Genomic DNA, 11,145 nt, shown 5'->3' with positions numbered 1-11,145 from the left:
CCACTCGGCGCGGCCTTCGCGGAGCCGGATGCCGTGGACCATGCCGCTGCCCTTGAACCAGTGGGTGGGTGTGATCCCGGGCTTGGGGTTGTGGCCGTTGCGGATCAGGCGGCCGGTCAGTTCGGGCGGCAGGGCGCCTTCGACGGTGAGCTCGGTGGCGGTGACCTCGTCGGCGACGGGGGTGTAGTGGCCGGTCAGGTACGGCTTCGGGGTGGCGGTGTTCATGACGGGGACGGACCTCTTCCGGTGAACGGGGTGGATGGGGCGAACGGGTGGGTGCTCACGCGGCCCGCGGTGTCCGTTCGGCCGGGCGGCCGGCGTGCTCGGGCCGTTCGGCGCGGGCCTTGAGGAGGGAGAGCCAGTTGTCGAGCGAGTCGTGGAGGGCCTTGCGGAGGTCGTCGGGCGCGGCGTCGACCGGGGCCCCGCTCCAGGACTCCTCGGTGCGGACGACGACGTGGTCGCCGCCCTGTTCGAAGGTCCACACGTGAACGCCGTCGATGCCCGAGGCCGGGCCGCCCCAGACGATGCGCCGGCCGTGGACCAGCTCCCGCACGGTGGAGGTGATGGCCAGGCCGTGCGTGCGCCAGCTGAAGGAGCCGCCGGGCAGGAGCGGGCCGTCGAGCCCGGCCTCCTCGATGTCCGTGTTCCAGTCGGGCCAGGCGGCGATGTCGGTGTGCAGCTCCCACACCGTCGCCAGCGGGGCGTGGATGTCGATGCTCAGACGGACGATGACGGGAGCGGTCTCGTCGATGGTGACCATGGCAGTGCTTCCTGTCTGTGGAGGGGATGGACGGGTGCGGGGTGGCGGCCGGCTGATCCGGCGGTTCAGCCGGACACGGGAGGGCGGGCGGCGTGGGGGCCGCGAGCGGGGTGGACGGGGTCGACGGTGGTACGCGGGTCGGGCGTGGCCGCCGTACGGTCTGCGGCGCGGCGGGTGAGGAGCGGAGCGAGGGCCGCCGCCACCGCCAGGACCGCGGCCGAGACGGCGAAGGCCGTCCGGTAGCCGGCGGTGAGGGATTGCGCGACGGGCAGGTGCGGGGACGCGTGGGCGGTGACGGAGCCGGCCAGCGTGGTCAGGGCGGCGAGGCCGATCGCACCACCGACCTGCCGGGTGGTGTTCACCAGCCCGCCGGCCAGGCCCGCGTCCTGCGGCGGTACGCCGTCCACGGCCAGCCCCGTGAGCCGGACGAAGGCGGCGCCGAGCCCCAGGCCGATCAGCAGGATCGGGCCGAGGACGCCGGTGAGGTAGCTTCCGTCGGCACTGATCCGCGACAGCCACAGCAGCCCGGCGGCCTCCGTGAGCAGGGCCGCGGTCAGGGCCGCCGGGGCGCCGACGCGCCGCGACAGACGCGGGACGAGTGCGGAACCGAGCATGTTGGCCGCCGCGAAGGGAAGTTGTCCGGCACCGGTGGCCAAGGGGCCCTCACCGAGGACCTGTTGCTGGTAGAGCGGCAGGAAGAAGAAGAGGGCGATCCACACGGAGCCCAGCAGTGCCATCAGCAGGTTGCCCGCGGCGACCCGCCCGGCCGCGAACAGCCGCGGTGGCACCAGCGCGTGGGGCGTTTTGACCTCGATCACGGCGAAGGCCGCGAGCAGCACGGCGGCCGCCCCGAGGGCACCCAGGACCCGCGGGTCGCTCCAGCCCGCGCCGCGCGCCGTCGTCAGGCCCCAGACCAGGCAGGTCAGGGCCAGGGTGACGGTGGCCGTGCCCAGCAGGTCGAACCGTCCGCCCGTCCCGTCGGCGCCGCGTGGCACGTACGCCACCACACCGGCGAGCACCAGCACCGATCCGAGCGCGACCGAGTGGAAGATCCAGGGCCAGCCCCACGCCTGCGTGAGCACACCGCCCAGCAGGACACCGCCCGCTCCGCCCGCGCCCGAGACGGCCCCCCACACGGCCAGCGCCCTGGCGCGCCCGGCACCGGACGGGGCCCCGGCCATGGCCAGGGCCAGCGCGGCCGGGGCGATGGCGGCCGCGCCCAGGCCCTGCAGGGCGCGGGCCGCGATCAGTACGGAGGGCGAGGCGGCCAGCCCCGCCACCAGCGAGGCCAGGGCGAACAGTGCGAGCCCGGCGACCAGGACGCGGCGGCGGCCGAGGAGGTCGGCGACCCGTCCGCCGGCCAGGAGCAGAGCCCCGAACGCCAGGCCGTAGGCGTTGACCACCCAGGTGGTCGCGCCGTCCGAGAGCCCGGCCCCGGCCCGGATCTGCGGGAGGGCCACGTTGACGATCGACGTGGCGAGCATGACGGTGAACTGGGCCGCGGCGAGCGCCGCGAGCACCGCTCCCGGCCGGGCCGGCTGACTGCGTGCTGCGTTCATGACGCACAGGCTCGTGCCGGACGCTGTCCACTATCCAGGCCGGACGGGCACGTCCACTGTCCACTCCTGTCCGCACCTGTCCACCCCGGTCGTCACCCGGTCGCCACCCGGTCGCCACCGCGGCCGACGGACGGGTTCACCGGGGCCCGCGCACCTCCCGCTGCCACAAGGCCTCGCACAGCAGGTCCAGGCCCTGCCGCAGGTGCCGGCGGTAGGTCCCGTACGGGAGCCCGAGGCGGCGGGCGGCGGCCTCCTGGGTGGGGGCGCCGGAGAAGTGCCCCGCGGTCAGGGCCTCGCGGGCCCGCACCCCGCGCGGGTCGCGGGCCAGGTCGTCGACGGCGTGGCGCAGCAGCGTGCGCAGCTCACCGACGGGCTCCTCGAAGTCGGCCGCGAGCCGGGTGCGCAGCAGGGCGCAGGCGGCGAAGGCCCCCGGGTCGCGCCAGTGCGCCAGCGCCTCCCGTACGGCCTGGTCGAACGCGGTGCGCGAGAGGGACGAGGGTCCCGCGCCGACGGGCGCCGGCACCTCCGTGGCCGATATGAACCGCCGGAGCCACGCCTCCACGGGCTCCTGGCGCCAGTCGACGCCGAACACCCCGTAGGTGTGGGCACCGACCCGAGGGCGCGCCCCGGTGTCGGTGAGGGTGCCCTTGACGCGCGCGCCCCAGGTCTCGGCGTCCCGGTAGACGGCGAACCCGTAGGCGCGGCCGTGGGCCCGGGCGGCCTCCGCCTGCGCCCGCGAACTGCTCAGGTCGATGACGCGCGAGGGGACCTGGTAGCGCTCGGGGTAGACGGAGAAGCGGCTGACGCCGATGTGCGCACCGGGGGCGACCGGCGCCGTCGCCTCGGTGTACGCCCATGCCGCGGCCACGACCGGGTCGGTGGCCAGGTCCTGCGGGTCGGGCGGGGCGGGGAGGGCCAGCCGGGCCGTGAAGGCCACGGTCCGGCCCGTGCTGACGAGGCGGTAGACGCTGAAGGCCCCCGGCTGGCGCTCTGCCCAGTAGCGGACCAGCTCCGCGGAGGCGGCCCCCTCGGTCTCCTCGGCCATGCGCAGGACGACGTCGAGGTCGTCGGGGCGCAGGGGGCGTTCGTGCACCTCGTCCTCGCGGGACCAGGTGCGCAGCCGCGCCAGGGTCGCGCCCTCCCGGAAGAGGTGGAACAGCTCGTCGGTGACCGTCCAGACCCGGTCCTCGGGCGCCTCGCGCAGCAGCCGCAGGTACTCGTCCGCCAGGCGGCGGCGGATCGTCTCGAAGGCGTTGGGCGCCCGCCAGCGCAGGTCGGCGGCGAGCGTCTCGCGCGCGGCGTCGTGCGGATGGAGCCCCTGGTGGGTGGTTTCCATGAAGGGGAGGTCCCGCAGCCAGGAGAACAGCAGGTGGGCGTCGTGGCGGTCGTCCTCCCGGGGCAGTACGGCGGCGAGCAGTTCCTCGGACGTGGACCGCGCCTGCGCCGCCACCTCCAGGGCTCGCCGGTGGGCGGCCGTGGGCACCTCTCCGATCAGGCCCGTCAGCAGGGTGCGCAGGACGTCCGCGGAGGGGGCCCAGATCTCCTCGCGGCCGCAGCCCTCCGATCCCGCCGCGGCGGCCAGGGACAGGGCGAGCGGGTTGCCGCCGGCGAAACGCATGACCCGGTCGCGCAGTTCGGGCCGGATCCGCGCGGTGGTCAGCAGGTGGCGGGCCTGGGCGTCGGAGAAGGGTTCCAGCTCGGTGACGTGCAGGAGCCGCGACCATGCGGGGTCGGCGGTCCACTGGGGCTGCGGGGCCCGCCGCCCGGCCAGTACGACCAGGGCGTCCTCGGCGGCGCGGGGCAGGAAGTGCTGCCACAGCCAGCTCTCCAGCCACTGGCAGTGCTCGAAGGAGTCGACGAGCAGGACGGTGCCGGGAACCTCCAGGAAGGGTCCGGCGGCACGCTCGAAGACGGCCGGGTCGCGGTCGGCGAAGCGCCCGTCGAGTTCGACGAGCGGCCGGCCCGCCGTACGGGCGTGGTCCGCCAGGCGACGCAGCAGCGTCGACTTCCCGATGCCGCCGGGCCCGTACACGTAGAACGCGAACGGTGCCCGCGGATCACCGGCCAGGGCCTCCTCGAAGCGCCCGAGCTGCTCCTCCCGGCCGATGAAGGCCCGCACGCGCGCTCTGCTGAGTCTTTCCCCCACGGACGCCATGACGTCTCCCACCCCTCGCACCCGCACCGGAGGGGTACCGCACCGCCGTCCGGCTCCGACCGGCAGGGGCCACCGCGAGGCTGGTCAGACCCGCAGGACCGTGGCCGCCGCTGTTTCGTCAGTGATCGTAAACGGAAGGGGACGGGGCGGGAACCCGTGCCCGGTAAAGGCTCCCCACCGGCTGCGTCAGCCGCCGCGGGGTGTGAAGTCCAGGGGGAGGGCGACGGGTCCCCGGGTGTACAGACCGGCCTCGCGGTAGTGGAATCCGGGGCTGAGGCGGACCCGGTCGAGCACCGGCAGCAGCAGGGCGGCGACGGTTTCGATCTCGGCGCGCGTGAAGGCCGCTCCGACGCACTGGTGGAGTCCGCTGCCGAAGGACAGGTGCTGGGCGGCCGCGGTGAAGGAACGGGCGGTGGCCAGGTCCGGGCGGTGGATGTCGAAGGTGTCCGGGGCGGTGAAGGCGTCGGGGTCGCGGTTCGCCGCGCCGATCATGCAGAAGACCGTGGCGCCCGCGGGGACGGTGACGCCGGCGAACACGGCGTCCCGTTCCGCCTGGCGGGGTATGAGCTGGACCGGCGGGGTGTGGCGCAGGGTCTCGGCGATCGCGGCGGGCAGCAGACCCGGGTCGCGGCGGACCCGCGCCAGCTGCTCGGGGTGGTCGATCAGGTGCTTGAAGAGCAGGGCGAGCGTCTTGTCGGCGGGTTCGGTGGCGGCCGCCAGGACGTTGATGACGAGGGCGGTGATGTCGCGGTCGCTCATCGCGACGCCGTCGAACTCGGCGGTGCACAGCGTGGACACCAGGTCCTCGCCCGGATGGCGGCGCCGCCGCGCGATCACGGGGCGCAGGTACGCCTCCAGCCGCTCGGCGCACTCCAGGCAGTGCCGGCGCCGCTCGGGCGTCAGGGCCAGGGCCGTGATGAACTCCGCGACCCCGCTGTGCCAGGCGGCCAGCCGACGCCAGTCCTCGCGGTCCAGCCCGAGGACGTCGAGCGTGACGCGGATGGCGAAGGGTTTGCCGAAGTCGTTGACCAGGTCCATGTGGCCCCGGGGGAGGAAGGGGGCGAGGAGTTCGGCGGCGTTGGCGCGGACGGCGCGCATCTGGTCCCGGAGGGCGGAGCCGGTGAAGCTCCGAACGACGATCTTCCGTTTCGCCGTGTGCTCGGCGCCCGTCATCTGGGCGAGCACGGGCCCGCGCATCACGGGCTCCGCGCGTACCTGCAACGCCCGGGTGCTGAAGGCCTCGTGGTCGGTCAGTACCCGTTTCACGTCCCGGTGGCGGGAGAGGAAGTAGCCGTCGACCGCGGGCTCGTAGTGGACCGGGGTCTGCTCCCTGAGCCGGGCGAAGTGGCGGTAGGGGTCGGCGGCGAAGTCCTCGGACAGGATGCTGATCCGGTCGTTCACCACGGACATGGACGGGACCTCTCGAAGTGCGGCATCGCGCGCGGTGCGCGGGGCGTGCCGGAGGTGGGAGGCCCGGTGGCGGGAGGCGCTGCCCCATCCGTCCCCCCAATTGATGGCCATAGGTTAACAACCTCTGCTCGGCGGGTCATTGGCGATCGGTGCCGAACCGGCGCCCGGTCGCCCGCCGTGCCGATTCGGCCACTCTGGACGGTCGTTCCGCGAACCCCGCGCGACGCCCACCAGGGCGGGCGGCGCGGCAGGCAGGCCCGTGACGGGCGGAGCGCCGCACCCCCTCGCGGCCCGGACCTGCGACAGGGCCCCGACGGCCGCACGGACGACGCCCCGATGTCCGACATCCGAACGAACGTGTCCGCAAACCGTTCACTCGTGTGCGGCAGGCCTTCAAATCTGGCAGGCTCGGCCCCACTTGAGCGCCGCATGGGGGATGTGGCGCGATCATCGGCCTTCGAATCGAAAGTGAGTCCTCTCGTGCGTCACCGCTTAGCCACCGTCTCCGCCGCCGCCCTCCTCTGCCTCGCCGGCACCACGGGCCTGGCGCAGGCAGAGCCCGCGAGCCTGTACGCCCCCTCCGCCATGGTCTTCACCGTCGCCCAGGGGGACGGCGCCGCCATCGGCGGTACCGTCCTGCGCGCGGCCGTCCTCAGCTGCGCCTACACCGCCGAGGGCACCCACCCCACCCCCAGGGCCGCGTGCGACGCCCTCAACGCCACCGGCGGCGAGCTGGGTCACCTGCTGGCCGCCCCGAATACGGGCCGGGCCTGCCCGATGCTCTACGACCCCGTCACCGTCACCGCCGACGGCGCCTGGCACGGCAGCCGCGTCGCGTGGAAGCACACCTTCTCCAACGCGTGCGAGATGTCCGCGACCCTGAACGGCAACCCGGTCTACGCCTTCTGAGGCCACGCAACACCACCGAGCCGCCCACCGGGAAGCCCGGCCGGCACCACCCCGCGGCGCCGGCCGGGAAAACCGGCGCACGCCCGGCGGCACACCGCTCCGTTCCCTTCCGCCCCGTCGGCCCGGACGCGCCGGACGGCCGGACCCCACGCCGACAACACCCCCCTGATCAGCGGCTTCCGTGAGACCGCGGACACATGTGGTTGTGCGAATGTCGGACGCGCGTGATAGTCACTTCCCTCACGGGGAGCGATCGTTGCGCTGCCCCGCACGAACACGGCAAGGGGTGGGGACATGGCGTTGCTCCGCGGCATGGGGCGCACGCTGGGGAAGTGGACGGGGCGGCCCGCCACACGGTTGCGGAAGGACTCCGGGGACCCGGAGGTCGCGCGGGCCCGCGAGGCCGCGGCGGCGGCCGACTGGGCGACGGTGCGCGGGCTCTTCGAGGCACACCCCGAGGGCGGCAACCGCACCGAGCTGCTCTGGGCCGTCGCCGACACGGCGGGCGTGGAGCGGTGGATCGTCAAGGCCGTCGAGGCCGAGCCGCGAGCGGCACTGCCGCGCGTCCTGGCCGGCTTCAGGCACATCACCTGGGGCTGGGAGGCACGCACCGGCGCCCTCGCCAAGCACGTGTCACGCGAACAGTTCGACCTGTTCCACGGGCGCCTGCGGCTAGCCGAGCAGTGGTTCTACGAGGCCGCCGAGCGCGAACCGCAGTGGTCGTCCCCCTGGTACGGCCTCCAGATCACCGGACGCGGTCTCCAGGTCGGCCCCACACTCGCGCAGCGGCGGTTCGAGGCGGCGGTGCGCCGCGCCCCGCACCACCTGGGGGCGCACAGCCAGCAGTTGCAGCAGGTCTGCAAGAAGTGGGGCGGCTCCGACGAGCAGATGCACGCCTTCGCACGGGAATCGGCCGCGGCCGCACCCGGCGGGTCGGCACTGGGCATGCTGGTTCCGGACGCGCACCTCGAACAGTGGCTCATGCTCGACGCGGGAGCCGACGGCCGGTACATGGGCCGCCCCGACGTCAGCGCATCCCTCCACGAGGCGGCAGCGCACTCGTTCCGTCACCCGGACTTCGAACGCCTGGCGTCCCCGTACCAGCGGATCCAGGTGCTCAACTCCTTCGCCATGGCCTTCTCGCTCGCCGGGGAGCGGTCCGCCGCCCGCGAGTGCTTCGAGGCGACCGACGGCAACGTGACCGAGTCGCCGTGGCAGTACCTGAACGGCTCCGATCCCGTCGCCGCCTACCGCAAGCACCGCTCGGCCGCCGGCCGCTGAGCCCGCCGCACGGCCCAGCCGTCCGGCCCCGCCCGCTCCCGTTCCCGTCGCCCGCTCCGTGCCGCGCCGCCCCGCTCCGCCCCCGTGCGGAGCCGGGGGCCGGCCCCGCCCTGCCCGGGCACGCCCACAGAAGGACCCCGACCGGTGACCCACCCCGAGAACTCGCACACCTTCCAGGTCGACCTGCGCGGCCTCGTCGACCTGCTCTCCCACCACCTCTACTCCAGCCCCCGCGTCTACCTGCGGGAACTGCTCCAGAACGCCGTCGACGCCATCACCGCCCGGCAGGCGCTGCACCCCGGCGCCCCCGGAACCATCACGGTGCGCACCGGTGACACGCTCACCGTCACCGACACCGGAATCGGCCTGACGGAAGCCGACGTGCACCGCTTCCTGGCCACCATCGGACGCAGCTCCAAGCGGACCGCCGACGGCGCCCTCGACGGCGCCGGGCTCGACGCAGCCCGGGGCGAGTTCATCGGCCAGTTCGGCATCGGCCTGCTCGCCTGCTTCGTGGTGGCCGACGAGATCACCGTGGTCAGCCGGTCCGCCTCCGACCCGGCCGCTCCCGCCGTGGAATGGCGCGGCCACTCCGACGGCCGCTACACCATCCGTACGCTCGCCGCCTCGGCCGTCCCCGAGCCGGGAACGACGGTCCGCCTCACCCCGCGCGCCGACAACGCGGAATGGACCGAGCCCCAGCGGGTCGTCGCGCTGGCCCGCCACTACGGGAGCCTGCTGCGCCACGAGGTGAGCGTGGTCGGCCCCGACGGCGGGGCGCCCGAGCGCGTCAACGTGACGCCGCCGTGGGAGCAGCGGCACCGCTCCCCGCTGGCCCGCCGCGAGGCACTGACCGCCTACTGCCGCGAGCAGTTCGACTTCACCCCGCTCGACACGATCGACCTGGACCTGCCGGCCGCCGGCCTGCGCGGTGTCGCGTACGTCCTGCCGACGTCCGTGAGCCCCGCCCAGCGCGCCGGACACCGCGTGCACCTCAAGGGCATGCTGCTCACCGACCGGGCGCCCGAACTGCTCCCCGAGTGGGCGTTCTTCGTACGCTGCGTGGTCGACACCACCAGCCTGCGGCCGACGGCCTCGCGCGAGTCGCTGTACGAGGACGGCACCCTCGCCGCCGTACGGGACGCGCTGGGCGACCGGATCCGCGACTGGCTGACCGGGCTGGCGGCGAGCGACCCGGCGCTGCTGCACCGCTTCATCGACGTCCACCACCTCGCGGTGAAGGCCCTCGCACGCTACGACGACGAGCTGCTGCGGGTCGTGCTGCCGTGGCTGCCCTTCGAGACCACCGACGGCAACGTCACCCTGGAGGAGTTCCTCCGGTCCCACCCGACGGTACTGGTGACCCGCAGCGTCGAGGAGTTCCGGCAGGTCGCCCCCATCGCGTCCGCCGCCGGCCTGGGCGTCGTCAACGGGGGCTACACCTACGACCGCGACCTGGTGCACCGGCTCCCCGAGATCCGCCCCGGCACGGCCGTCACCGACCTCGACCCGGCCCTGGTCACCGCCCACCTGGACGCCGTGGACCCCACCGCGGAGCTGCGCGCGGCGACCTTCCTGGCCGTCGCCCGGGAAACCATCGGCGTGCACGACTGCGACGTGGTCCTGCGGGACTTCCAGCCCGTCACCGCACCCGCCCTGCTGCTCGACAACCGGGAGGCGAGGCACGAGCGGACCCGGTCGAGCCTGGCGGCCGACGGCGACGGGCTGTGGGCCGACATCCTCGGCTCGCTCCACCAGGAGACCCCGCCCGCCCAGCTCGTCCTGAACCACCTCAACCCCCTGGTGCGCCAGGCGGTCACGATCGCCGAGCGAGGCCTCGCCGTCACCACCGCCGAGGCCCTCTACGGACAGGCCCTGCTGCTGAGCCGCCGGCCGCTGCGGGCCAGTGAGAGCGCCCTGCTCAACCGCGCGTTCATCGGTCTGCTCACCCACGCCATGCACAACGCCGGCCCGGACGCGTCCGGCGCCGAGCCCCGGAAGGAACTGTGATGCTGGACAACCCCGAGGCCGTGTTCGAGGCGCTCCGCGAGAACAACGGCCGGCCGTACGGGCTGCAGCGGACCGTCACCGCCGAGGAACTCGTCGAGGCGGCCGAAGCCCTGGAGAAGACGGACGTACTGGCGACGGCCCTGCTGGAGCTGATGTCGGCGTACGAGTTCACCGGCGAGCACCGCAAGGCCCCGGTGGTCTTCGCCCGGCTGCTCAAGCTGTGGGACACCGAACCGGGCGCGTTCAGCGAGTGGGAGGCCCACCAGGTCTTCTGGCGGTTCAAGTGGGTCACCACGTCCCTGCTCCAGGTGCCCGAGGTGCCGCTGGCCACCATCGAGGGCTGGATCGAGCGGATGCGCGGACGCTACGCCGACGCGGGCCACGACATGCAGCCCGTCGCGGCGATGCGCTACCACGTGGCCTCCCACACGGGAACCGGCGTGGCCGACGCCTACGACCTGTGGGCGACGCGCCCGCGCTGCGAGCTCAGCGACTGCAAGGCCTGTGAGGTACGCCAGTTCGCCTGGCACGCGGTGCGCGCCGGCGACGACGCCACGGCCCTCGAACACTGGCGGCCGGTCCTCTCCGGGGACGAAGGGTGCAGTGACGAGCCGCAGATGAGCCAGGCGCGAGCGCTCCTGCCCCTGCTGCGCACCGGGCGCACCGACGAGGCCCGCTCCCACCACCTCACGGGCTACCGGAGGGTGCGCGGCAACACCGGCATGCAGGACGAGATCGGCATGCACCTGGAGTTCTGCGCGCTGTCGCGCAACGAGGGCCGCGGACTGGAGGTCCTCGCCGAGAACCGCCCGCTGTTCGAGGCGACCGGCGCCCCGCTGTCCCGGCTGGGCTTCCTGACCGGTGTGGAGGTGCTGCTGGCCCGCATCGTCGGGGACGGCCACGAGGACACCGCCGTCGCGGGGCCGCCCGGTCGCGTGTGGACCGCCGGCGCGCTGCTCGCGCACGTCCGCGCCGAGGGCGACCGGCTGGGGCGATCATCAGCTCCAGCCCCTGGTTGAGCTGCTCCCGGTTGGACAGCAGGTCGTCCAGATCGCTCTTGC

General features: G+C 74.1%; 9 protein-coding genes. 4 read left to right on the top strand and 5 right to left on the bottom strand.

Annotated features, from left to right (window positions below):
• From ABZW32_RS37160 to ABZW32_RS37140, 5 genes are all read right to left on the bottom strand, one after another.
• Nucleotides 1–225, bottom strand: a 225-nt coding sequence (locus ABZW32_RS37160; RefSeq protein WP_356224941.1) for a carotenoid oxygenase family protein, incomplete at its 3' end; no start/stop codon positions are given.
• Between the two features lie 55 nt (nucleotides 226–280).
• The gene (locus tag ABZW32_RS37155) at nucleotides 281–760 is read right to left on the bottom strand and encodes an SRPBCC family protein (protein ID WP_356224940.1); all 480 of its coding nucleotides are present in this window, start codon (nucleotides 758–760) and stop codon (nucleotides 281–283) included.
• Between the two features lie 65 nt (nucleotides 761–825).
• On the bottom strand, nucleotides 826–2,319 hold the full coding sequence (locus ABZW32_RS37150) for an MFS transporter (protein WP_356224938.1): 1,494 nt from the start codon (nucleotides 2,317–2,319) through the stop codon (nucleotides 826–828).
• Between the two features lie 136 nt (nucleotides 2,320–2,455).
• Nucleotides 2,456–4,474 (bottom strand): AAA family ATPase, encoded by a 2,019-nt coding sequence (locus ABZW32_RS37145; protein WP_356224936.1) that lies wholly within the window; start codon nucleotides 4,472–4,474, stop codon nucleotides 2,456–2,458.
• Between the two features lie 186 nt (nucleotides 4,475–4,660).
• A complete protein-coding gene (locus ABZW32_RS37140) occupies nucleotides 4,661–5,884 on the bottom strand; it encodes a cytochrome P450, cyclodipeptide synthase-associated (protein ID WP_356224934.1) in 1,224 nt (407 codons plus the stop codon).
• 480 nt (nucleotides 5,885–6,364) lie between these two features.
• Here ABZW32_RS37140 and ABZW32_RS37135 point away from each other — a divergent pair, with 480 nt between their 5' ends.
• The 4 genes from ABZW32_RS37135 to ABZW32_RS37120 all read left to right on the top strand — a co-directional run bounded on the left by ABZW32_RS37135 (nucleotide 6,365) and on the right by ABZW32_RS37120 (nucleotide 11,103).
• Complete coding sequence (locus ABZW32_RS37135; RefSeq protein ID WP_356224932.1) at nucleotides 6,365–6,793, top strand: subtilase-type protease inhibitor; 429 nt, start codon at nucleotides 6,365–6,367, stop codon at nucleotides 6,791–6,793.
• Between the two features lie 294 nt (nucleotides 6,794–7,087).
• A complete protein-coding gene (locus ABZW32_RS37130; RefSeq protein ID WP_356224931.1) occupies nucleotides 7,088–8,074 on the top strand; it encodes a hypothetical protein in 987 nt (328 codons plus the stop codon).
• 144 nt (nucleotides 8,075–8,218) lie between these two features.
• The gene (locus ABZW32_RS37125; RefSeq protein ID WP_356224929.1) at nucleotides 8,219–10,084 is read left to right on the top strand and encodes an HSP90 family protein; all 1,866 of its coding nucleotides are present in this window, start codon (nucleotides 8,219–8,221) and stop codon (nucleotides 10,082–10,084) included.
• Entirely contained in the window at nucleotides 10,084–11,103 is a 1,020-nt protein-coding gene (locus tag ABZW32_RS37120) for a hypothetical protein (RefSeq protein WP_356224927.1), read from the top strand. The genes ABZW32_RS37125 and ABZW32_RS37120 overlap by 1 nt, the downstream gene beginning before the upstream one ends.
• Nucleotides 11,104–11,145: the final 42 nt, after the last annotated feature.

The sequence above is a fragment of the Streptomyces sp. NPDC004667 genome (genome assembly GCF_040609475.1).
In the GTDB taxonomy this organism is placed as follows: Bacteria; Actinomycetota; Actinomycetes; order Streptomycetales; family Streptomycetaceae; genus Streptomyces.
Note: the sequence above shows the minus strand (reverse complement) of the source record. Positions and strands in the feature narration are given on the sequence as shown.

Bases quoted from the DNA above. Each gene is read 5' to 3' on its own strand.
- ABZW32_RS37155 (WP_356224940.1), bottom strand. From the start codon at position 760: ATGGTCACCATCGACGAGACCGCTCCCGTCATCGTCCGTCTGAGCATC.
- ABZW32_RS37150 (WP_356224938.1), bottom strand. From the start codon at position 2,319: ATGAACGCAGCACGCAGTCAGCCGGCCCGGCCGGGAGCGGTGCTCGCG.
- ABZW32_RS37145 (WP_356224936.1), bottom strand. From the start codon at position 4,474: ATGGCGTCCGTGGGGGAAAGACTCAGCAGAGCGCGCGTGCGGGCCTTC.
- ABZW32_RS37140 (WP_356224934.1), bottom strand. From the start codon at position 5,884: ATGTCCGTGGTGAACGACCGGATCAGCATCCTGTCCGAGGACTTCGCC.
- ABZW32_RS37130 (WP_356224931.1), top strand. From the start codon at position 7,088: ATGGCGTTGCTCCGCGGCATGGGGCGCACGCTGGGGAAGTGGACGGGG.
- ABZW32_RS37120 (WP_356224927.1), top strand. From the start codon at position 10,084: ATGCTGGACAACCCCGAGGCCGTGTTCGAGGCGCTCCGCGAGAACAAC.